The organism is Nocardioides sp. QY071 (assembly GCF_029961765.1).
In the GTDB taxonomy this organism is placed as follows: domain Bacteria; phylum Actinomycetota; class Actinomycetes; order Propionibacteriales; family Nocardioidaceae; genus Nocardioides.
The window spans coordinates 964,176-985,860 of the sequence record NZ_CP124681.1; the positions used below are offsets into that span (position 1 = coordinate 964,176).

General features: G+C 74.2%; 18 protein-coding genes and 1 pseudogene. 14 read left to right on the forward strand and 5 right to left on the reverse strand.

The features are described 5' to 3' along the window. Nucleotides 1–22 precede the first annotated feature (22 nt). The 3 genes and pseudogenes from QI633_RS04595 to QI633_RS04605 all read left to right on the forward strand — a co-directional run. The gene (locus QI633_RS04595) at nucleotides 23–2,626 is read left to right on the forward strand and encodes a LuxR family transcriptional regulator (protein WP_282428264.1); all 2,604 of its coding nucleotides are present in this window, start codon (nucleotides 23–25) and stop codon (nucleotides 2,624–2,626) included. Between the two features lie 189 nt (nucleotides 2,627–2,815). Next, the gene (locus tag QI633_RS04600; protein WP_282428265.1) at nucleotides 2,816–4,099 is read left to right on the forward strand and encodes an MFS transporter; all 1,284 of its coding nucleotides are present in this window, start codon (nucleotides 2,816–2,818) and stop codon (nucleotides 4,097–4,099) included. Then, nucleotides 4,096–5,244: pseudogene (locus QI633_RS04605) on the forward strand (benzoate/H(+) symporter BenE family transporter); the annotation flags it as partial. The gene QI633_RS04600 and the pseudogene QI633_RS04605, both read left to right, overlap by 4 nt. Nucleotides 5,245–5,274: 30 nt before the next feature. Here QI633_RS04605 and QI633_RS04610 read toward each other — a convergent pair. Further along, nucleotides 5,275–5,616, reverse strand: coding sequence for a hypothetical protein (locus QI633_RS04610; protein WP_282428266.1), 342 nt, complete (start codon nucleotides 5,614–5,616; stop codon nucleotides 5,275–5,277). Between the two features lie 62 nt (nucleotides 5,617–5,678). Here QI633_RS04610 and QI633_RS04615 point away from each other — a divergent pair, with 62 nt between their 5' ends. Beyond that, the gene (locus QI633_RS04615; RefSeq protein ID WP_282428267.1) at nucleotides 5,679–6,134 is read left to right on the forward strand and encodes a MarR family transcriptional regulator; all 456 of its coding nucleotides are present in this window, start codon (nucleotides 5,679–5,681) and stop codon (nucleotides 6,132–6,134) included. Here QI633_RS04615 and QI633_RS04620 read toward each other — a convergent pair. Then, entirely contained in the window at nucleotides 6,124–7,020 is an 897-nt protein-coding gene (locus tag QI633_RS04620) for a LysR substrate-binding domain-containing protein (protein WP_282428268.1), read from the reverse strand. The genes QI633_RS04615 and QI633_RS04620 overlap by 11 nt on opposite strands. A 72-nt stretch (nucleotides 7,021–7,092) precedes the next feature. Here QI633_RS04620 and QI633_RS04625 point away from each other — a divergent pair, with 72 nt between their 5' ends. The 7 genes from QI633_RS04625 (at nucleotide 7,093) to lon (ending at nucleotide 13,335) form a co-directional block, all read left to right on the forward strand. Continuing rightward, nucleotides 7,093–8,277: a thiolase family protein gene (locus QI633_RS04625; protein ID WP_282428269.1), complete on the forward strand. Its 1,185-nt coding sequence runs from the start codon at nucleotides 7,093–7,095 to the stop codon at nucleotides 8,275–8,277. Nucleotide 8,278: 1 nt separating this feature from the next. Next, entirely contained in the window at nucleotides 8,279–8,974 is a 696-nt protein-coding gene (locus QI633_RS04630; protein ID WP_141800210.1) for a 3-oxoacid CoA-transferase subunit A, read from the forward strand. Continuing rightward, entirely contained in the window at nucleotides 8,974–9,636 is a 663-nt protein-coding gene (locus QI633_RS04635; protein WP_141800209.1) for a 3-oxoacid CoA-transferase subunit B, read from the forward strand. The genes QI633_RS04630 and QI633_RS04635 overlap by 1 nt, the downstream gene beginning before the upstream one ends. Then, the gene (locus tag QI633_RS04640) at nucleotides 9,633–9,818 is read left to right on the forward strand and encodes a hypothetical protein (protein ID WP_282428270.1); all 186 of its coding nucleotides are present in this window, start codon (nucleotides 9,633–9,635) and stop codon (nucleotides 9,816–9,818) included. Before QI633_RS04635 ends, QI633_RS04640 begins: the two co-directional genes overlap by 4 nt. Further along, complete coding sequence (locus QI633_RS04645) at nucleotides 9,815–10,093, forward strand: DUF2087 domain-containing protein (RefSeq protein WP_222117915.1); 279 nt, start codon at nucleotides 9,815–9,817, stop codon at nucleotides 10,091–10,093. Before QI633_RS04640 ends, QI633_RS04645 begins: the two co-directional genes overlap by 4 nt. A 289-nt stretch (nucleotides 10,094–10,382) precedes the next feature. Further along, nucleotides 10,383–10,922 carry a Uma2 family endonuclease gene (locus QI633_RS04650; RefSeq protein WP_282428271.1) on the forward strand — a complete coding sequence of 180 codons (540 nt, stop codon included), beginning with the start codon at nucleotides 10,383–10,385 and terminating at the stop codon, nucleotides 10,920–10,922. Nucleotides 10,923–10,998: 76 nt separating this feature from the next. Then, the gene (gene lon, locus QI633_RS04655) at nucleotides 10,999–13,335 is read left to right on the forward strand and encodes an endopeptidase La (protein ID WP_282428272.1); all 2,337 of its coding nucleotides are present in this window, start codon (nucleotides 10,999–11,001) and stop codon (nucleotides 13,333–13,335) included. Between the two features lie 72 nt (nucleotides 13,336–13,407). On the opposite strand, the gene QI633_RS04660 is transcribed toward lon, so the two are convergent. Both QI633_RS04660 and QI633_RS04665 read right to left on the reverse strand, forming a co-directional pair. Continuing rightward, entirely contained in the window at nucleotides 13,408–15,066 is a 1,659-nt protein-coding gene (locus QI633_RS04660) for a DNA repair helicase XPB (RefSeq protein WP_282428273.1), read from the reverse strand. A 9-nt stretch (nucleotides 15,067–15,075) separates the two neighbouring features. Beyond that, nucleotides 15,076–17,364, reverse strand: a complete 2,289-nt coding sequence (locus tag QI633_RS04665) for a helicase-associated domain-containing protein (RefSeq protein WP_282428274.1) — start codon at nucleotides 17,362–17,364, stop codon at nucleotides 15,076–15,078. A 21-nt stretch (nucleotides 17,365–17,385) separates the two neighbouring features. Here QI633_RS04665 and QI633_RS04670 point away from each other — a divergent pair, with 21 nt between their 5' ends. Genes QI633_RS04670 through QI633_RS04680 form a run of 3 tightly spaced genes read left to right on the forward strand, consistent with a single transcriptional unit; the run spans nucleotide 17,386 to nucleotide 20,976 of the window. Next, nucleotides 17,386–18,225 (forward strand): protein phosphatase 2C domain-containing protein, encoded by an 840-nt coding sequence (locus QI633_RS04670; protein ID WP_141800202.1) that lies wholly within the window; start codon nucleotides 17,386–17,388, stop codon nucleotides 18,223–18,225. After that, on the forward strand, nucleotides 18,222–19,736 hold the full coding sequence (locus QI633_RS04675) for a hypothetical protein (protein ID WP_282428275.1): 1,515 nt from the start codon (nucleotides 18,222–18,224) through the stop codon (nucleotides 19,734–19,736). The genes QI633_RS04670 and QI633_RS04675 overlap by 4 nt, the downstream gene beginning before the upstream one ends. A gap of 28 nt (nucleotides 19,737–19,764) precedes the next feature. Then, the gene (locus tag QI633_RS04680) at nucleotides 19,765–20,976 is read left to right on the forward strand and encodes an RDD family protein (protein WP_282428276.1); all 1,212 of its coding nucleotides are present in this window, start codon (nucleotides 19,765–19,767) and stop codon (nucleotides 20,974–20,976) included. A gap of 9 nt (nucleotides 20,977–20,985) precedes the next feature. Here QI633_RS04680 and QI633_RS04685 read toward each other — a convergent pair whose 3' ends face one another. Further along, a complete protein-coding gene (locus tag QI633_RS04685; RefSeq protein ID WP_282428277.1) occupies nucleotides 20,986–21,582 on the reverse strand; it encodes a GNAT family protein in 597 nt (198 codons plus the stop codon). Between the last annotated feature and the right edge of the window lie 103 nt (nucleotides 21,583–21,685).

A 21,685-nucleotide genomic window follows, 5' to 3' on the forward strand; every position in this document is an offset into this window, starting at 1 on the left:
GCCCAGGCCCTACGGTGACCTTGTGACCCCCGGCCCGCCCCTGGTGCCGACCCGGCGTCGAGCGCTCGACGGCCTGGCCGGCACCGAGGCACGACTGGTGCTCGTCACGGCGCCGGCGGGAGGCGGGCTGAGCACCTTCCTGCGGGCGTACGCCGACACGGCGAACGCGGTCCACCGGCTGCTCGGGCTGTCGTGGGAGGACGCGCCGGGATCGGCTCTCGGCGGTGTCGTGCCCGGCGCGGGGGACCTGGTGGTGCTGGAGGACGCGCACCACGCCGACCCCTCCTCCGTGCAGGCACTGGTCAGCGCTGCCCGGGCCGCGAACGGCCCGCGGGTGGTGGTCGGCTGGCAGGTGCCCGGTGGCGCGGATCCCGCGCAGGACCTGCTCTTCGACGGCGTCCGTGCGGCCGCCGACCAGGTGCTGCCGCTCGCCGCGCTCACCGGTGAGGACGTCGCGGCCCTCGCCGAGCAGCGAGGCGTGGTGCTGCCCGCGAGCCAGGTCGACCGGCTGCTGCGGCACACCGGCGGCCGGGTCCGGCACGTGGTCGAGCTGCTGGACGACGTACCCGCGAGCGACTGGACCGCGCCGTGGTTCGCGCTGCCCGCCCCGGCCACCGCCTCCCGCGCGGTGCGGGCCGCGCTGGGTGCGCTCGACGATGCGGGCCGCTCGCTCGTGCAGGCCGTCGCGGTGCTGGAGACCGCCGACCGCCACGCCCGGGCGGTCCCTGTCGAGGACGCCGGCGCGGTCGCCGGGCTCGACGGCATCACGGCGGCGATGGGCGATGCCCTGCGCGGCGGGCTGCTGCTCAGCCTCGACGAGCACGACGCCTGGACCCGGCTGCCCGATCCCGTCGTACGCCGGGCGGTGCTCGACGACCTCGGCCCGGTCCGTCGCTCCGAGCTGCACGAGCGCGCTGCGGACGTCGTCGCCGACCCGGCCGTCGCACTGCGGCACCGCTGGTTCGCGCACCCGCGTCCCGACGACGACCTCGCCGACCGACTCGACGCGCTCGCCGGGGAGCGGGCCGGCCAGGGCGCGTGGAGCGCCGCGGCCGACCTGCTGGTCCTCGCGGCGCAGGCGAGCGCGGACCGCGAGGCCCGGGGCGACCGCCTGGTCCGCGGGGTCGACGCCCTCGTCGGCGCAGGGGAGGTGCCGCACGCCTCGCGCTACCTGCCCGAGCTCGAGTCGCTGCGCGAGACCCCGCTGCGCAACGCGGTCCTCGGCTACCTGGCCGTCGTCCGCGGCCGGCCCGCCGAGGCGGAGAGCCGGCTGGGCCGGGCGTGGGAGCTGGTCAACCCGCGGCGCGAGGCGGGCACGGCGTCCCTCGTCGCGCAGCGCTACGTGCTGCACCACCTCGCCCGCTGCCGGCCCCGCGAGCTGGTCACCTGGGCGGACCGCGCGATGGAGCTGGTCGACCCGGCTGCGCCGACCGCCGTCGAGGCCGCCGCGGTCCGCGGGCTCGGGGTCGCGCCGACCGAGGGGATCGACGTGGCGCTCGACGGCTACCGCGCGCTGATGGAGCGGGTGCCCGAGGGACCGGTCGCGCAGCGGGTCACGATGGCGTCCGGCTGGCTGCACCTCGCCGCCGACGACCCCGACCGGGCGCGCGAGGAGCTCGAGAGCGCCGTACCCACGGACTTCCTGGGCGGTTCGCTGCGGATCTCGCTGTGGGCGCGGGGCTGGCTGGCGCGCGTGCAGTTCCAGGCCGGCGACTGGGACGAGGCGATGCGTACGTCGACCGCCGGGCTCGAGGTCGCGCAGCGCTCCGGGATGAGCCTGCTGGTGCCGCTGCTCGCCTGGACCCGCACCCAGGTGCTCGCCCTGCGCGGGGACTGGGACGCCGCCGAGCAGTCGCTGCGCACCGGTGACGCCGCGAGCCGCGACTACGAGCTGATGCGGGTGCCGGCGGCACTGGCCCGGGCGGCGTACAGCGAGGCACGCGCTGACTATCCGTCCGTTGTCCGCGCCCTCGCGCCGCTCACCCAGCCGTGGGCGCGGGACTGGGTCGAGCAGCCCGGCTACTGGCCGTGGGCCGACGTGCACGCCAACGCCCTCGTCCTGGTCGGCCGGCAGGACGAGGCCGACGCCTTCCTGACCCGGCACGAGGAGGTCGCCCGGGAGCACGGCCACGCCTCCGCGACCGCCCGCCTCGCCTACGCCCGCGGCCGCTGGTACGGCGTGCGCGGCGACCTCGACGCCGCCCGCGCCTGTTTCCAGGAGGCGATCGCGCTGCTCGAGCCGCTGCCACTGCGCTACGACCGGGCCCGCGTCCACTTCGCCTTCGGCCAGACCCTGCGCCGCGCCGGCCGCCGGGCCGAGGCGGACGCCGTGATCACCACCGCCCGCGACGCCTATCTCGCGCTCGGTGCCGCGACGTACGTCGCGCGCTGCGACCGCGAGCTGGCCGCCGGCGGAGTCAACGTGGTCCGCGGTCACCGCGAGTTCGACGACCTCACCCCGCAGGAGGAGGCCGTGGCCGGACTGGTCGCGCAGGGCCGCAGCAACAAGGAGGTCGCCGCCGAGCTGTTCCTCTCGGTGAAGACCGTGCAGTTCCACCTCACGCGGGTCTACGCGAAGCTCGGCGTCCGCTCACGGGCAGAGCTCGCCGCGCGGCGGTCGCGGTGAGCCGGCCGCCCTTCGCGCTCTGCCCCCCCGGGCTCCGCGCCTCGTATGGACCGACCACGGGGAGGGGGATTGATCGCCGACGGTGATGGATCCCCACCCGGGTCAGGACCGGCAATTGCCCTCGTGTGACCGCGGTCACGCCTTGGCAGGGTCGTGCTCCGACCCGATCCCTCCCGCAGGAGCAGCCTGATGACCACCACCTCACCCACCGCACCCGGCGATCGCCGTACCGTCGCCTGGGTGGTGGCGCTGTGCGCCGCCGCCCTCGTCTTCGACGGCTACGACCTCGTCGTCTACGGCACCGTCGTCCCCGTCCTCCTCGGCGACCCGAGCCAGCTCGGGACGATCACCCCGGCCGCGGCCGGCCGCCTCGGCAGCTACGCGCTGGTCGGCGTGCTCGTCGGCGCGCTGGCCGCCGGCGCCGTCGCCGACCGGATCGGTCGCCGGAGGGTGGTGCTGGTCAACATCGTCTGGTTCTCTGTCGGCATGGGGGTGACCGCGACGACCCACAGCGTGGCCACCTTCGGGATCGGCCGGTTCCTGACCGGCATCGGCGTCGGCGCGCTCGTCGCGACCGTCGGCGCGCTGGTCGCCGAGTTCGCGCCCGCCGGGCAGCGCAACCGCTACAACGCGCTCGTCTACAGCGGCGTGCCCGCCGGCGGTGTCCTCGCGGCGCTCGTCGCACTGGTCCTCGACGACGTCACCGGCTGGCGCGGCCTGTTCTGGGTGGGCGCGCTGCCGCTGGTCGTGCTGTTCCCGCTCGCCCTGCTCAAGCTGCCCGAGTCCCCGAAGTGGCTCGCCGAGCGTGGCCGCCCCCGGGCCGCCGCGGAGCGGGTCGGCTTCGCGGCGCTCGCCAGCCGCCGCTACGGACCGGCCACCCTGCTGCTCGGCACGATGAGCTTCGCCGGCCTGCTGCTGACCTACGGCCTCAACACCTGGCTGCCCGAGATCATGGGCCAGAACGGGTACGGCAAGGACTGGGCGCTCACCTTCCTGCTCGTCCTCAACGGCGGTGCCATCGTCGGCGGCCTGCTCGCCTCCACCGCCGCCGACCGGCTCGGCGCCCGCAGCGTCGTCGCGACGACCTTCCTGATGGCCACTGCCGCGCTGCTGCTCCTCCCGCTCGGCCTGCCGGCCGGCGCTGTCGTGCTCGCCGTCGCGGTCGCCGGCATCGGCACCATCGGCACCCAGGTGCTCGTCTACGGCCTGGTGTCGAACTACTACCCGACCTCGGCCCGCGGCGCCGGTGTGGCCTGGTGCGCCGGGTTCGGCCGGCTGGGCGGCATCCTCGGCCCGGTCATCGGCGGTGCCCTCGTCGGTGCCGGCCTGGGCGGCGGTACGGCGTTCCGCATCTTCGCCGCGGTCGCCGTCGCCGGCGCCGTGGTGACCCTGCTCGTCCCGCGCTCGCGCGCCGAGGAGGAGTCCGCCCCGGTCCCCGGCGGGCAGGGTGACCTGGTCGTGGCGCGCACGTGACCCGTCCCCGCCTGAAGCACGTCGTTCGCGACCTCGGCCCGACCGAGGTCGCGAACGGCGTCGTCGGCGCGATCTTCGCGATGACCGGTCCGGTCGCGGTGATCCTGACGGCCGCGGCGAGTGCGGGCCTGGAACCCGACCTGGTCAGCTCGTGGATCTTCGGGGTCTTCGTGCTCAACGGCGTGCTGACGGTCGTCGCCTCCTGGGCGCACCAGCAGCCGCTGGCCTTCTTCTGGACCATCCCCGGCACCGCGCTGGTCGGCCAGGCAGCCGCGCACCTGCCGTGGTCCGACGTCCTCGGCGCCTACCTCCTCACCGCGGTCCTGCTCGTCGTCCTCGGCCTGGTCGGCCGCGTCGACCGGCTGATGGCTGCCCTGCCCACGCCCGTGGTGATGGCGATGGTGGCCGGTGTCTTCCTCGGCTTCGGGACCGGGCTCGTCTCCGCCGTCGGTACGACGGCCGGGGTCGCCGCCCCGATGGTCACCGCCTTCGCCGTCGTCGCGCTGCTCCCACGGGTGCGCGCGGTGCTGCCGCCCGTCGTCGCGGCCGTCCTCGCCGGCGTCGTGGCCGTGCTCGTCACCCGCACGGTCGAGCCGGTCGCGTGGCCGGGCAGCGTGCTCGCCGTACCCGTGCTGCAGGTGCCGACCTTCTCCTGGGCCGCGGCCGCCGAGCTCGTGCCGCCGCTCGCGGTGACCGTCGTGTTCGTCCAGAACGCCCAGGGGATGGCGGTCCTCGCGGCCGCCGGCCACCGCGCGCCGATGCGGTTCGTGACGATCGCGTGCGGCCTGGTCTCGCTGCCGTCGGCCGCCGTCGGCGCGATCAGCAGCTGCCTGACCGGACCGACCAACGCCCTGCTCACCGCCTCGGGGCGCCGTGAGCGCCAGTACGCCGCCGGCATCGTCTGCGGCGTGGTCGCGATCTGCTTCGGCATGCTCGCCCCGCTCGCCGTCGCGCTCCTCGGGGCCGCGCCTTCCGCCTTCGTGGCGGCGCTGGCCGGGCTCGCCCTGCTCCGGGCACTGCAGGGCGCCTTCGCCTCGGCCTTCGCGGGTCCCGACGTCACCGCGCCCCTGCTGACCTTCCTGGTCACCGCGTCGGGCGTCAGCTTCCTCTCGCTGGGTGCGCCCTTCTGGGGGCTGGTGACCGGGGTCGTGGCGACCTGGCTGGCCGCTCGCCCCTCAGCGGTAGGTCAGCCAGAGCCCGACCGCCGTGACGAGCGGCGCGACCAGCAGCCACGTGGTGAGGGCCGGGCGGCCGTGGATCTTCCGGGCGGCGACCACCGCGATCGCCATGAAGGCACCGCCGATGACGTTCAGACCGACCCGGGCGGCGCCCGCTGACGGCTCGATCTCGAGCGCCGCGATCACCATCCCCGCCGCCAAGTGGGCGGCGGTGAAGACCACCAGGGTCGACATCACCCAGCGCTGCACGTTCGTCAGTGCCCGGTCGTTGACGGGACGGACCGGGTGGGCCGGATCCATCAGGTGGCGGCGTCGGCGGGGCGCGGTGTCGATGCTCATCGGATCTGCTCCGTTCATGGTGGGCCAATAGTTTGTACACCAACTATTGCTACACTAACAACATGCCCAGTGCCTCTGATTCCCGCCCGCAGCCGGAGAATCCGCTGGCGCTCGACCAGCAGGTCTGCTTCGCCCTGGCGATCGCCTCGCGCAACGTCATCGCGCTCTACCGGCCGCTGCTCGAGCCGCTGGGCCTGACCCACCCGCAGTACCTCGTGATGCTGGCGCTGTGGGAGAGCGAGCCGCTGCGCGTCACCGAGCTGTCGAAGCTGCTCGACCTCGACCCGGGCACGCTCTCGCCGCTGCTCAAGCGGCTGGAGGCGGCCGGCTACCTGCGGCGCGAGCGCGACCCGCGCGACGAGCGTGCGCTGGCCGTGGTGCTGACCGAGCGCGGCCGGTCGCTGCGCGACGACGCGGAGGCGATCCCGCCGGCGATCGTGGAGCGACTCGGGATGCCGGTCGAGGAGCTGGTCGAGCTGCACGCCCGGCTCACGGCGGTGATCGCCGCTACCCGCTGACCCTGATCAGGTCCTGCAGCACCGCCAGCGTCCGGTGCAGGTGAGGCTCGGTGCGCTCGGCCCGGTGCGCCACCGCGAGCTCGACGCTCCGGGCCGGGCGCACGAGCGGGCGGTAGGCGACGCCGTCGAGAGTCAGCGCGCCGACCGGCTCGGGGACGACGGCCACGCCGAGTCCGCCGGCGACGAGGGTCACCAGGGTCGACGTCTCGCCCACCTCGTGGCGGATGCGCGGCGTCACGCCGGCCTCGGCGAACAGGCCGCGCACCACGTCGTACATCGCCGACCGGCGGCCGGCCGAGTGCACGATCAGGTCGGCGGTGGCGAGGTCGGCGACCCGGACCTGCTTGCGGGCGGCGAGCCGGTGTCCCACGGGTACGGCGACCACGAGTCGCTCCTCCCGCAGCACTGTGACGGCGAGGGCGGCGTCGTCGACCGGGGGGCGCAGCAGGGCGAGATCGATGGCGCCGGTGCGCAGGGCCTCGACCTGGTCGGCGACGAGCATCTCGCCGCGGAATGCGAAGTCGATGCCGGGCAGCTCCTCGGCCAGCCGGCGGGAGAGGGCCGGCAGCAGGCTGTACGTCGCGGATCCGACGCACCCGATGGCGAGGTGGCCGACCGCGCCGGCCGCGACCCGGCGGGCCTCGTCGGCCGCGTCGTCCACCTCGGCCAGGATCGCTCGGGCCCGCGCCAGATAGGCGGACCCGGCCGCGGTCAGGTCGACGCGACGGGTGGTGCGGACGAACAGCTCGACGCCGACCTCCGCCTCCAGGCGGCGGATCTGCTGGGACAGCGGCGGTTGGGCCATGTGCAGCCGCTCGGCGGCGCGGCCGAAGTGACGCTCCTCGGCGACGGTGACGAAGTACCGCAGGTGGCGCAGCAGATCCATATCTTGGTTCGTCTCAATCGTGTCGAATACTGATCCTTCACAATATCAACTCGCGCGCCTAGCGTCGGTGTCGTGAGCTCCTTCGTCTACGCAGCGGTCCGCACCCCGTTCGGCCGGTTCAACGGCGCCCTCGCCGGCGTCCGCACCGACGACCTCGGTGCCGCCGTCGTCTCCTCGGTCCTCGGCCGCACCCCCGACCTCGACCCCGCCGCGATCGGCGACGTGGTCTGGGGCAACGCCAACGGCGCGGGGGAGGACAACCGCAACGTCGGCCGGATGGCGACCTTGCTGGCCGGCGTACCTGTCAGCGTGCCGGCCACCACGGTCAACCGGCTCTGCGGCTCCAGCCTGGACGCCGTGATGGTCGGCTCGCGCACCATCGAGACCGGCGACGCCGACATCGTCCTCACCGGCGGCGTCGAGTCGATGACCCGCGCCCCGTGGGTGCTGCCCAAGCCCGACCGCGCGTTCCCGGCCGGCGACGTCACCGCGGTCTCCACCACCCTCGGCTGGCGGCTGGTCAACCCGCGGATGCCGAAGGAGTGGACGGTCAGCCTCGGCGAGGCCAACGAGCAGCTGCAGGAGAGGTTCGGGATCTCCCGCGAGCGCCAGGACGAGTTCGCCGCCCGCTCCCACCGGCTCGCCCACCAGGCGTGGGAGGACGGGTTCTACGACGACCTGGTCGTCCCCGTCGAGGGCACCGAGCTCGCCCGTGACGAGGGCATCCGGCCCGGCAGCACCACTGAGTCGCTCGGCGGGCTGAAGGCGGTCTTCCGCAAGGACGGCACGATCACCGCCGGCAACGCCTCCCCGCTCAGCGACGGCGCGTCCGCCGTCCTGCTGGGCTCGGAGGCCGCCGCCGACCGGATCGGTACGACGCCCCTGGCCCGCGTGGCCGGCCGGGCGGCGTACGCCCTCGAGCCGCAGGCCTTCGGCTACGCGCCCGTCGAGGCGGCCAACGTGGCCCTCGCCCGTGCCGGAATCTCGTGGTCCGACGTGGGCGCGGTCGAGCTCAACGAGGCCTTCGCCGTCCAGTCGCTCGCCTGTGTCGACGCCTGGCCGATCGACCCGGAGATCGTCAACCAGCGCGGCGGCGCGATCGCGCTCGGCCACCCGCTCGGCGCGTCCGGCGGCCGGTTGGTCGGCACGCTCGCCAAGGTGCTGCGCGAGACCGGCCGGCGCTGGGGCGTCGCCGGCATCTGCATCGGCGTCGGCCAGGGTCTGGCCGTCGTCCTCGAGAACCCGGAGGCCTCCTGAAATGGCGCGCACCCAGCTGATGGAGACCGCTGACGAGGCGGTCGCCGGCATCGAGGACGGATCCACTGTCCTGGTGGGCGGTTTCGGTCTCGCCGGCATGCCCTTCGATCTCATCGACGCCCTCATCCGGCAGGGCGCGACGGACCTCACCATCGTGTCCAACAACGCCGGCAACGGCGAGGTCGGGCTCGCCGCTCTCCTCAAGGCCGGCCGGGTGCGCAAGGTCGTCTGCTCGTTCCCGCGCCAGGCCGACTCGTACGTCTTCGACGAGCTCTACCTGTCCGGCAGGCTGGAGCTCGAGGTCGTGCCGCAGGGCAACCTCGCCGAGCGGATGCGAGCTGCGGGCGCAGGGATCGGCGCCTTCTACAGCCCCACCGCCGTCGGTACGCCGCTCGCCGAGGGCAAGGAGTCGCGGGTGATCGACGGGCGCGAGTACCTGCTCGAGTACCCGATCAAGGGCGACTACGCCCTCGTCTCGGCCCACACCGCCGACCGTCTCGGCAACCTCGTCTACCGCAAGACGGCTCGCAACTTCGGGCCGGTCATGGCCGCTGCGGCCACCACGACGATCGCCCAGGTGAGCGCCGTCGTACCGACGGGGGAGCTGGACCCCGAGGCCGTCGTCACCCCCTCCATCTACGTCGACCGCGTAGTCGCCGTCGAGGCCCGCCACTACACCGTGCAGGGAGCCCGCTGATGACCGTCGAACACCTGGACCGCGGCCCGCTGACGATGGACGAGCTCGCCGAGGTGATCGCCCGCGACATCCCCGAGGGCTCCTTCGTGAACCTCGGCATCGGCCAGCCCACCAAGATCGCCGACCACCTCGCTGACGAGCTCGGCGTGATCCTGCACACCGAGAACGGCATGCTCGGCATGGGGCCGGCCGCCCGCGGCGACGAGGTCGACCCCGACCTCACCAATGCCGGCAAGGTCCCCGTGACCGAGCTGCCCGGGGCGTCCTACTTCCACCACGCCGACTCCTTCGCCATGATGCGCGGCGGCCACCTCGATGTCTGCGTCCTCGGCGCCTACCAGGTCGCCGCCAACGGCGACCTCGCCAACTGGCACACCGGCCGCCCCGACGCCATCCCCGCCGTCGGCGGCGCGATGGACCTCGCCATCGGCGCCAAGGACGTCTTCGTGATGATGGGGCTGTTCGGCAAGGACGGCTCGCCCAAGCTGGTCCCGGCCTGCACGTACCCGCTCACCGGCGTCGGCTGCGTCAGCCGGGTCTACACCGACCACGGGGTGTTCGAGGTCGGCGGCCCGGCTGTCGTCGTACGAGAGACGTGGGGGATCTCCGTCGAGGAACTCGGTCGCCGGCTCGGCCTGGAATTGGCTACAAAGGAGGGGTGACCCCCGACGCCGACTCCTTCCGCGCGCTGGCGCGCAGCTCGCCCTGGCGCTGGCGCACGCTGCTGTTGCGTGCGAGGGCGTCCTGGCTGGGTGGCGAGGTCGTGGCGTACGCCGCATGGCAGGAGATGGACGTGCTCGAGGTCGACGCCCCCGCACCGGACTGGGCGCAGGTCGCGTCATGACGGATCCCGACGCCCGCCAGGTGCTGCGGCGCTTCTTCTCCGCCGACGGTCGCTTGATGGATCTGCCCACGCGGCACGCCAAGCGGCTGGTCGTGCTCGACCACGTCGCCCAGCGCTTCGAGCCCGGCCGGCGCTACGGCTGGCGCGAGGTCGACGCGATCCTGCGTGAGGTCCACGACGACCACGCCGCGCTGCGCCGCTACCTCGTCGACGACGGGTTCCTGTCCCGCGAGGGCGACGTCTACTGGCGCAGCGGCGGCACCGTCGAGGTCTGACCAGCTCCTGCGTCGGTTCTGCTGGTCCCGCTCTGCTGGCCCGCCGGGCCGAGCGTTCATCGCCCCGTCGGGCCCACGGGTTCCTGTGCCCGCCGTTCGTCATCCCCAGGCCTCGTCGCGTCGCGTGTTCTCCACAGCTCGTCCGTCCGTGGGCGGCACCTGGTGGCGGCTTGCGACAGGGTGCGGTCCATGACGAAGGGAGGTGCCCATGACAGATGATCGGCGCGACCCGAGCGGGCCGCCGGTGCGCGCTGGCGGGCGCTCGAGGTGAGGAGGCACGATGAGAGGCATGACGACCCCGACCCTCGGCCCGGGCCACACCCGCGCGGACCTCGACCGGATGCCCGACGACGGCAACCGCTACGAGCTGCTCGAGGGTGAGATCGTGATGTCGCCGGCGCCCTCGTTCGACCATCAGCGGATGTCGGGTGCCCTGCACGTCGCACTCCACCTGGCCCGCCCTGAAGGTCTCGTCGTCCTTGCCGCGCCCTTCGACGTGCAGCTCGAGGAGCTGTCGGTGGTCGAGCCGGACCTGCTGGTCGTGGAGCGGGACCGTCCCGAGCAGCGGGGGTTGACGGGCGCCCCGCTGCTGGTCGTCGAGATCCTCTCGCCGAGCAGTCGCGGCCGCGACCAGGTGCGCAAGAAGCGGCTCTACGAGCGGGCTGGGGTGCCGTCGTACTGGGTGCTCGATCCCGAGGTGCCGAGCCTGACCGCCTGGGAGCTGCGCGAAGGTCGCTACGAGGTGGCCGCGCTGGTCGCGGGCGAGGAGGAGTGGGCCGCGGCCGCGCCCTACGACATCACTCTCGTCCCGGCGCGGCTGCTCGACTGATCGAGGCCGGACAGTTCCCGAGTTCGCCCACCGCGAACGCCGGAACACCGCGAACCCGGAATGCATTGGAAGGTGCATGACGAACCCGATCCAGCTTCCGGTGCTGTTCCTCTCCGACGTGGTGGTGCTCCCCGGGATGGTGGTCCGGGTCGAGCTCGACGAGCCCGCCCGAGCCGCCATCGACGCCGCCCAGCTTGCTGCTCGTGAATCCGGCGACCACGCCCAGGTTCTCGTCGCTCCTCGTCTCGAGGACCGCTACGCGTCGTACGGCGTCGTGGCGAGCGTCGAGAAGGTCGGCCGGTTCTCCGGTGGTGAGCCGGCGGCCGTGCTCAAGGCCGGCGGGCGCGCCCGCATCGGCAGTGGTGTGTCCGGTCCCGGCGCGGCCCTGTGGGTCGAGGTCGAGCCGGTCGACGGCGGGGTCGTGGACGACGACGTCCGCGTGCTCGCCGAGGACTACCGCAAGCTGGTCGTGGGCCTGCTGCAGCGCCGCGAGGCCTGGCAGGTCGCCGACCAGGTGACCCGGATCGACGACCCGGCGACGCTGGCCGACACGGCCGGCTACGCGCCGTACCTCTCCGACGACCGCAAGCGCCAGCTCCTCGAGACCCCGTCGGTCCGCGAGCGGCTCGAGCTGCTCGTCGAATGGACGCGCGACTTCGTGGCGGAGTCCGAGGTCAGCGACAAGATCGACGCCGACGTGCGCGAGTCGCTGGAGAAGAACCAGCGCGAGTTCCTGCTGCGCCAGCAGCTCGCCGCGATCCGCAAGGAGCTCGGCGAGGGCGACCCCGACGGTGGCGACGACTACCGCGCCCGGGTCGAGGCGGCCGACGTCCCCGACGCGGTGCGCGAGGCGATGCTGCGCGAGGTCGACAAGCTCGAGCGCTCCAGCGACCAGAACCCCGAGGCCGGCTGGATCCGTACCTGGCTCGACACCGTCCTCGACCTGCCGTGGAACGTCACGACCGAGGACGACACCGACATCGCCGCCGCGCGCGCGGTGCTCGACGCCGACCACCACGGGCTGGACGAGGTGAAGGACCGGATCACCGAGTACCTCGCCGTCCGGGCCCGCCGTGCCGAGCGCGGCCTCGAGGTCGTCGGCGGCCGCGGCTCCGGCGCCGTCGTCCTCCTCGCGGGGCCTCCGGGGGTCGGCAAGACCTCGCTCGGCGAGTCCGTCGCCCGCGCCCTCGGGAGGAAGTTCGTCCGGGTCGCCCTGGGTGGCGTCCGCGACGAGGCCGAGATCCGCGGTCACCGGCGCACGTACGTCGGCGCCCTTCCCGGCCGCGTCGTACGGGCCATCAAGGAGGCCGGCTCGATGAACCCGGTCGTGCTGCTCGACGAGGTCGACAAGGTCGGCTCCGACTACAGGGGCGACCCGGCCGCGGCCCTGCTCGAGGTCCTCGACCCCGCGCAGAACCACACCTTCCGCGACCACTACCTCGAGCTCGACCTCGACCTGTCCGACGTGCTGTTCATCGCGACGGCCAACGACATCGGCTCGATCCCGGCCGCCCTGCTCGACCGCATGGAGCTGGTCGCCATCGACGGCTACACCGAGGAGGACAAGGTCGCGATCGCCCGTGACTTCCTGGTTCCGCGCCAGCTCGAGCGGGCCGCGCTGTCCGCCGACGAGGTGAGCATCACCGACGAGGCGCTGCGGGAGATCGCGGCGAACTACACCCGCGAGGCCGGCGTACGCCAGGTCGAGCGGCTGCTCGCCAAGGCCTTCCGCAAGGCCACGGCCCGACTCGCGTCCGGCGAGGTGGAGCGGGTGGACATCGGCATCGACTCGCTGGTGGAGCTGATCGGCCGGCCGCGGTTCACCCCCGACGTCGAGGAGCGTACGTCGGTCCCCGGCGTCGCCACGGGCCTCGCGGTCACGGGCATGGGCGGCGACGTGTTGTACGTCGAGACGTCGGTCGCCTCGGGCGAGACGGGGCTGACCGTGACGGGCCAGCTGGGCGACGTGATGAAGGAGTCGGCGCGGATCGCGCTCTCGTGGGTGCGCTCGCACGCCACCGAGCTCGGCATCCCGGCCGAGGCCTTCGAGCGGTCGATCCACGTGCACTTCCCCGCGGGCGCCGTGCCGAAGGACGGGCCGTCCGCCGGTGTCACCATGGTCACCGCGCTGGTCTCGCTGCTGACCGGTCGCCCGGTCCGCTCCGACATCGCGATGACCGGCGAGGTCACGCTGTCCGGCCGGGTGCTCCCGATCGGCGGGGTGAAGCAGAAGCTGCTCGCCGCCCAGCGGGCCGGCGTCGCCGAGGTGTTCATCCCCGAGCGCAACCGGCCCGACCTGGACGACGTCCCGGCCGAGATCCTGTCCGCGCTCACCGTCACCCCTGTCGGTGCGGTCACCGAGATCCTGGAGCGGGCGCTCGTGGCTCTCGACGCGGGGGCCGCTGCGGCCTGATCTGATCCGCACCCCCTACGAATTGGTCCCGGTTCGACCGGTTTCACGACCAATTCGTAGGGGGTGCGGTCGTCAGGCGCCGGCGAGGTCCTCCGCGTCGACGATCCGGTACGCGTAGCCCTGCTCGGCCAGGAACCGCTGCCGGTTCTGGGCGAACTCGGCGTCGACGGTGTCGCGCGCCACGATCGTGTAGAAGTGCGCGACCTTCCGCTCGCCACCGGGACCCGGCTGGCCCGGGCGGAGCAGCCGACCGAGGCGCTGCGCCTCCTCCTGTCGTGAGCCGAACGATCCCGACACCTGGATGGCGACCTCGGCGGTGGGCAGGTCGATCGAGAAGTTCGCGACCTTCGAGACCACCAGCAGCCCGATCTCGCCGGAGCGGAACGCGTCGAACAGCCGCTGCCGCTCCTTGACCGTCGTCTGCCCGGTGATGATCGGCGCGTCCAGGGCCTCGCCGAGCTCGGCGAGCTGCTCGAGGTACTGCCCGATCACCAGCGTCGGCTGGCCGGCGTGCCGCGCCACGAGGTCGCGCACCACCGAGAGCTTCTCCGGGGTGCAGGCCGCCAACCGGTAGCGCTCCTCGGGATCGGCCGTCGCATAGGTCATCCGGGCGGACTCCGGCAGCGACACCCGCACCTCGATGCAGTCGGCCGGCGCGATCCAGCCCTGGGCCTCGATGTCCTTCCACGGGGCGTCGTACCGCTTCGGGCCGATCAACGAGAACACGTCGCCCTCTCGGCCGTCCTCACGGACCAGCGTCGCGGTCAGCCCGATCCGGCGCCGCGCCTGCAGGTCGGCGGTCATCCGGAAGATCGGCGCCGGCAGCAGGTGCACCTCGTCGTAGACGATCAGGCCCCAGTCGCGCGCGTCGAACAGCTCCAGGTGCGGGTAGACACCCTTCCGCTTGGTCGTGATGACCTGGTACGTCGCGATGGTGACCGGCCGGATCTCCTTGACGGTGCCGGAGTACTCGCCGATCTCGTCCTCCGTCAGCGAGGTACGACGGACCAGCTCGTCCTTCCACTGCCGGGCGCTCACCGTGTTGGTGACCAGGATCAGCGTGGTCGCCTGCGCGTGGGCCATCGCGGCCGCGCCGACCAGCGTCTTGCCGGCCCCGCAGGGGAGGACGACGACGCCCGAGCCCCCGTGCCAGAACGCCTCGGCCGCCTCCGACTGGTAGGAGCGCAGCGACCAGTCCTCCTCGTCGAGCGCGATCGGATGGGCCTCGCCGTCGACGTACCCGGCATAGTCCTCGGCCGGCCAGCCCAGCTTGAGCAGCGCCTGCTTGAGGTTGCCGCGCTCGGAGGGGTGGACCGCGACGGTGTCGTCGTCGATCCGGGCGCCGAGCATGCCGGCGATCTTCTTGGCGCGCAGCACCTCCTCGAGCACCGGCCGGTCGCTGGAGGCCAGCACCAGGCCGTGCACGGGGTGCTTCTCGAGCCGCAGCCGGCCGTAGCGGGCCATCGTCTCGGCGACGTCGACCAGCAGTGCGTGGGGGACCGGGTAGCGCGACCAGGTCAGCAGCGTGTCCACCACCTGCTCCGCGTCGTGCCCGGCGGCACGCGCGTTCCACAGCCCCAGCGGGGTCAGCCGGTAGGTGTGGATGTGCTCCGGTGAGCGCTCCAGCTCGGCGAACGGTGCGATCGCCTTGCGGCACTCCGCGGCCTGCGGGTGGTCGACCTCCAGCAGCAGCGACTTGTCCGACTGCACGATCAGGGGTCCGTCTGTCACCGCACGAGTTTACGTGACGGGGATGACCCGGCTGATCCGGTGCACGGCGTAGCGCCGCTCCGCGTCCGGGTCGTCGTCCTCGGCGTCGGCGTCGAACGCGGTCAGCTGCCCGCCCTCGACGACGAGCGGGCGCACGGTCCGCTCGGACACCACGCCCTGGTTGTCGGTGAACCCGATGAGGACGGCGCCGCCGCGCTCGATCGCCTCGCGCAGCGCCGAGAGCACCCCGCCGCCCGCGGCGGTGGCGGTCGCGGGCCGGTTGCGGGCCGCCTCGTCCCCCTCGCGCAGCGTCGCCACGGCGGACACGACGTGGGCGGCCTGACGGGCCGCGGACCGAGCGGTGTCCGCGCTCTCCCGGGTCCGGGGGGTGCGGGCGCGCAGGGAGTCGGGCGCGCCCACCCGGACCACGCCGTCGGGGCCCTCGACCACCGGCGCCAGGCCGAGCTCACGCAGCCTGAGCAGGAGGACGTCGATGGGCAGCGTCGAGACCACGACGGTCGGTGCGATCCGCTGCAGCCCGAGCCCTGCCGCCTTCGGGTGGTTGACCAGCGCGGCCAGCGCCGCCTCGTCCTCCGAGCGCACGAACGACGACGCCAGCCCGACCCGCAGCCGCCCGAAGGAGCGGACCACGTCGTCGATCAGGTAGCTCAACGGCTGGGGGACCGGCGTGCGGGACGCGGCGAGCACGAACGCGTGCAGCTCGGCCGCGGTCCAGCCGGAGTCCAGCGCGCGTCGTACGGAGCCGGGGGTGAAGCGGTAGACCGTCGCGGCACCGTGCGAGTCGACGTCGGCGACCTGCTGCAGCCGCCGGGCCAGGTCGGGCTCGAGCGGACCCGGCGCGACGGCGGTCAGGTCGGCCTGGATCAGCACGTGGTCGACGGGCGGCGGCAGCAGCTCGGCCAGAACGGGCGCGGGGTCCTCGCCGGCCAGCAGCGCTCGCGCGTACGGCGCCAGCACGTCGGCACCCGTCAGCCCGAGGACGGCCGCCTCGGCGACCGCCCACGCCACCAGGTCGGGACGGGTCCGGGGCCGGCGCGGCCGCTCCCATGCGACCCGAGCGACCAACGACGGCAACCCGGTGCCGGCAGCGAGGCCGTGTCCCTCGGGCAGGCCGGCCAGGACGGCGAGCGCCATCGCCTTGGCCTCGGGCATCCCGGCAGCGGCCAGCTCGGGGGTCAGCGCGTTCCACGGCTTCTGGTCCGGCCCGCGCTCGCCGACCAGCGACGGCAGCCGCGCGCTCGACAGCCAGGCCCGCGCCAGCACGGTCCACCGCTCGGCGACCGGCCGCTCGGCCCACTCGTCGAACGCCGAGGTCGGCACCCACACCGGGTTGCCGTCCGCGTCCGCGCGGGTGGCGGCCAGCCCGGCCTCGTGCGCGAGCTCGACGACCAACGCCGCCTCGGGCTCCGGCACCTGCAGCTGCGTCGCGGCCGCCCTCAGCTCCCGCACGCCCAGCCCGGTGGTGCGCAGCGCCGCCGCCGGACGGTTGGCCCACCACTCGAGGAGCAGGCCGACGCGTCGTACGACGTCCGTGGCGGCGCCCAGCGCGGCACTCGCGGCCAGCCTCGGCGAGCGCTCCTCCGACGCGACCGGGGGCGCGACGTCGACCGGCTCGGTCGTCGTCCGGCCACCGCGGACCGCCAGCCCGACCTCGCCCGGCACGACCAGCAGCCCTGGGAGGAAGGAGCCGCCGGGAACCAGCAGCCGGTGCGCGACGAGCAGCTCGGCGGGGGTCTCGGCGTCCTCGGGGCGCACCCCCACCCGGACCGACCCGGACTTCGCCGTACCGCCCTCCGCGATGACGTGGTCGAGCAGCGCGCGGGCCGCGGACGGCAGCGCCGCCAGCGCCTCGGCGATCTCCTCGGCCGGGCGCGGGGTCGCCGTCCGCGGCCGCAGCCCGCTCACCCCGGCGTCCGGACCGCCGACCATCGCGTCGGCGACACCGCTCAGCGCCCGGAGGCCCTCGGGCGAGTCCCAGGCGACCGCGAGATCGCGCAGCCGGGCGAGGGTCGCAGCGACGTACGCCGGGTCCGCGTCGACGATCGCGGCGACTTCCGGATCGGTGGTTTGACCGGCGACGACGAGGGCATCCAGTACCGAGAGCTCGCCTCGGGTGAGGCTGTCGAGCGCGCGAGCGATCGAGTTCCTCACCGCGGCGCGGGACGCGAGTTGTCCGAAGTCGTGAGGGGCAGGGGTGGCCAGGTCGGGACGAGCGGTGAGCAGGCGCTGGAGCCGATCGTCGGGCCACGACCGCAGCTGGTCGGCCAACGACCGGTGTCCGCTCGGTCCCGCTCCCACGGTGCCAACGCTAGGACATCGATGAGCAGCGTCGAGCTGCACCACGGTGCCGCGACCGACGTCGGCCTGGTCCGGCAGGTCAACGAGGACGCCTTCCTGTCCGATCCGCCGGTCTTCGTCGTGGCCGACGGCATGGGCGGACACGACCGCGGTGACGTCGCCAGCCGGTACGCCGTCGAGGAGCTCGCGCGCCTCGCCCACGGCGACTACGACCTCGACGACGGCACCGCGGCGGTCGACGCGGCGCTCCAGGCCGCCCAGGACCGCCTGCTGGCCTACGACGAGGAGCAGCGCGCCGCCGGGGCCGGTGACGACTTCGCGGCCGGCACCACCGTCGTACTCGCCCTGCTCGTGCAGTCCGCGGACGGACCCCACTGGCTGCTCGCCAACGTCGGGGACTCCCGGATCTACCGATGGAACGAGGGCGAGCTCGAGCAGGTCAGCGTCGACCACAGCCTGGTCCAGGAGCTCGTCGACGCCGGCCGGATCACGCCCGACGACGCGGCCGTCCACCCGAACCGCAATGTCGTCACCCGCGCGCTCGGGGGAGCGGCGATGCCCGGTGCCGTCAGCGGCGCCGCCGACTACTACCTGCTGCCCCTCGCCGCCGCCGAGCGGCTGCTGCTGTGCTCCGACGGCGTCAGTGGCATGGTGGACGACGTGACCATCGCCTCGATCCTCGCCGGGTACGACGACCCGCGCGACGCCGCCGACGCCCTGGTCGCCGCCGCGGTCGCCGCGGGCGGGCACGACAACGCGACGGCCGTCGTGGTCGATGTGGTGGGATTGGCACACGTTGACCCGTACGACTCCCGCACGCAGCGGCTGAGTCTGGAGCAGAAGTTGGGGGCCCTCCCATGAGCGACACCGCCTGGTCGTACCGCAGCGGTGCCTGGTACGCCGTCTTCGGACCCGAGGCCGCCATCGTGCTCCCGGAGTCGCAGAAGGAGCAGGTCGTCGGCCTCTGGGCGATGGTCGACGGCGGCGCCGGCTTCGACGACGTCCTCGACGGGCTGCTCGCCTCCGGCCTGAGCCGGATCCCCGGCTTCGTACTGGTCAGCACCGACGAGGGCCCGACCCGCTTCCTGCTGCGCGGCCCCGACGTGGTCGCCACCGTCACCGCCGCCGGGGAGACCGTGACCGTCGACGGCGGCGCGAGCCACACCTGGGTCGAGCGCAGCCTCGACGACGTCACCGCGCTCAGCATCAGCCTCCCGGTCGGTGAGGGCGACAGCGACGACACCGACTTCCCGATCCTGACCGGGCTGGTCCGGGTCGGCCGGATCGACCGCCCGGCCGTGGCCGTGGCGGCTACTGCCCCCGAGCCGGTCGCCGAGCCGGTCGCCGAGCCGGTCGCCGAGCCGGTCGCCGAGCAGGTCGCCGAGCAGGAGCCCGAGGCGGAGCCGGTCGTCGAGCAGGTGCCCGAGCCGGAGCCGGTCGTTGAGCCCGAGCCCGCCCTGGGCGGCGCGCACCTCGCCCTCGACGAGCCCAGCCCGCTCGACGAGGGGGGTGCGGCGGTGACCGAGGCGGCGTACCTCGACGACGGCCCCGCCACCGAGGTCATGGACGCCGTCGACGAGTCGATGGACGAGCCGCTCGCCGAGGCGCCCCAGGAGCCCGCGCCCGACGGCTGGGTCACCCCCTGGGACACCCCGGCCGCCGACGGCTCCGACGACGTCGTTGCCGGCGACGCCGCCGGCGCCGACACCGCGGCCGAGCCCGACGCGCTCGACGAGCCGCCGACGCCGGCCGTCCCCGCGCCGACCTTCCCGCCGCTGGGCGGCCCGACCGAGGTCGCGCCGCCGGGCTGGGTGCCGCCTCCGCCGCCGGCCCCGGGTGCGCCCGAGGTCCCCGACGCGCCGCCGCTGCCGGTCGGCTCGTGGGAGCCGGTCGGCAGCGTCCCCGCGCCGCCGGGCCCCGGCATCGAGCACGACGGCTTCACTGTCGCCGGTGCCGGCGAGCCGCCGGCGCCGCTGGTCCCGCCCGTGCCCGGCACCCCCGCCGCCCCGCCGGTCACCCAGCCGGTCGCCAAGCTCCTCGTCTCCGACGGGCAGTCGATCATCGTCGACCGCGCGGTCCTCATCGGCCGGGCGCCGGAGGCGCGCCGGTTCACCTCGACCGAGCAGCCGATGCTCGTCACGGTGCCGAGCCGGCTCCACGAGATCTCCTCCACCCACGTCGAGGTGCGTCCCGGCACGGGCGCCGACCTCGGCACCGCCGTCGTGACCGACATGGGCTCGACCAACGGCACCGTCCTGGTGCAGCCGGGCCTCGGTCCGGAGGACCTCAAGCCTGGCATCGCCGTCCAGCTGATCCCCGGCGCGACCATCAACCTCGGTGACGGGATCACCATCCAGGTCACCCGTCCCTGACCCCCTGCCGCTACTCGGAGCGCCCTGCATGTCGCACGTCCCCACCCCGACACCCCTCGCCGCCGGTGACCTCCGCCCGGCGGAGATGGAGCGACGGTTCACCGCCTTCGTCATCGACCGGGCGGTGGGCTGGGGAATCGCCGCGGCGGCCGCCTTCGGCGTGTGGAAGCTGGTCGATCCCGACAACGGCGCGGTCGTCGTGCTCTCCTTCCTCGGCGTCGCGGCGGTGGTCGGGCTGGTGCTCGCCGTTCTCGTCGGTACGACGGGCCTCACCCCCGGCAAGGCCGCGACCGGCCTGCGCGTGCTGCGGCGTACGACGGCCCGCCCGATCGGTGTCGGCGCCGCCCTGCTGCGCGCGATCGTGCTCGGCATCGCCGGGCTCCCGACCGCAGGCCTCGGCCTGGCAACGTTCGCCTGGACCGCCGCGATGGACCCCTCGCGCCAGCGTCGCGGGCTGCACGACCGGATCGGCGACGCGATCGTCGTCGACGTCCGGCCGCAGGAGGTCGAGGCCGCACCGGTCGTCGAGCGGCCGCAGCAGATCGTGAACCTCACCGCGATGCGACTGCTGCCCTCGCCGGTCGAGGAGCACCCCACGCCGATGCCGGACCCGACCCCGACCCCGACCCCGACTCCGACTCCCACCCCCTCTCCCGCGCCGGCCCCCGTCCCCACGCCGGTCGCCGCACCCACCCCGGCCCCGGCTCCCACGCCGACTCCCGCTCCCGCGCCGGCGCCCCAGGCCCGCCCGACCCCGTCGGTGCCACCGGCCGCACCAGCCGTCCCCGCAGCAACCGTCCCGCCCGCGGCGCCCGCCGCGCCCCGCGTCCCGGTCGAGCAGACCCGGGTCCGTCCGGAGCCCGGCGCCGGCACCGGCCCCGCGGCCCTGCCGCCGAGCCCCGCGACCGTGCGGTGGCGGGTGGCGTTCGACACCGGCGAGGCGTTCGTCGTCGAGGGCCTCGCGCTCGTCGGCCGGCGCCCGGAGCCGCGGCCGGGGGAGGAGGCGCGCCACGTCGTACCCCTGCGCTCCTCCGACATGTCGCTGTCGAAGACCCACGCCCAGTTCCAGGTCGCGCCCGACGGAGCGCTCGTGGTGATGGACCGCGGGTCGACCAACGGCTCCTACGTCATCCGCAAGGGCATGTCGCGCTCGCTGTCGCCGGGACGCCCGAGCACGCTGCTCGCCGGTGACGAGGTGCGCTTCGGCGACCGCACGATGCGGGTCGAGCGCGAGACCTGACGTCGGGACTCAGGCGCCGGCCCACTCGCGGCGCAGCAGCCCGTAGACCGCGGTGTCGCTCCACGTGCCGTCCCGGTCGGGGTAGTCCTCGCGGGTGTGCGCCTCGTGCCGCATCCCGAGCCGCTCGCACAGCCGCGCCGAGGCGAGGTTGCGCGGGTCGAGGCGCGCCATCAGCCGGTGCAGCGGGTAGTGCGTGAACGCCAGGTCGACCAGCGCCCTGGCCGCCTCGGTCGCGAACCCGCGCCCGGCGTGCTCCGGCGCGAAGACCCAACCCAGCTCGCCGATGCCCGGCGGGTCGCTCTCGCCGTGACGGTCGGTGAAGCGCAGCATCAGGTCGCCGACGAGCACGCCGTCGTGGACCACCGCCAGCGCCAGGATCTCACCGGGACCCGACGGCGCTGTGCCGGCGACCAGCCGTTCCATCCGCCCGGCCACGCCCTCGGCGTCCAGCGCCGGGAACGGCAGGTAGCGGGTGACCTCGGGGTCCGAGCAGTAGCCGCCGATCGCCGCGCTGTCCGCGGGCGCGACGGTCCGCAGCACCAGCCGTTCGGTCCTGACGGGCAGGGGCGGTGCCGGCAGCACGGGGGCCGTCAATTCGGTTGCCACGTCAGTGAGAATAGGTGGCGGCACGGACATGAGCCTCGATCCGTGGAGCGAGGCTACGATGTGCCGCGCGTGCGCCCGACCGGTGCGCACGCCTGCGATGAGG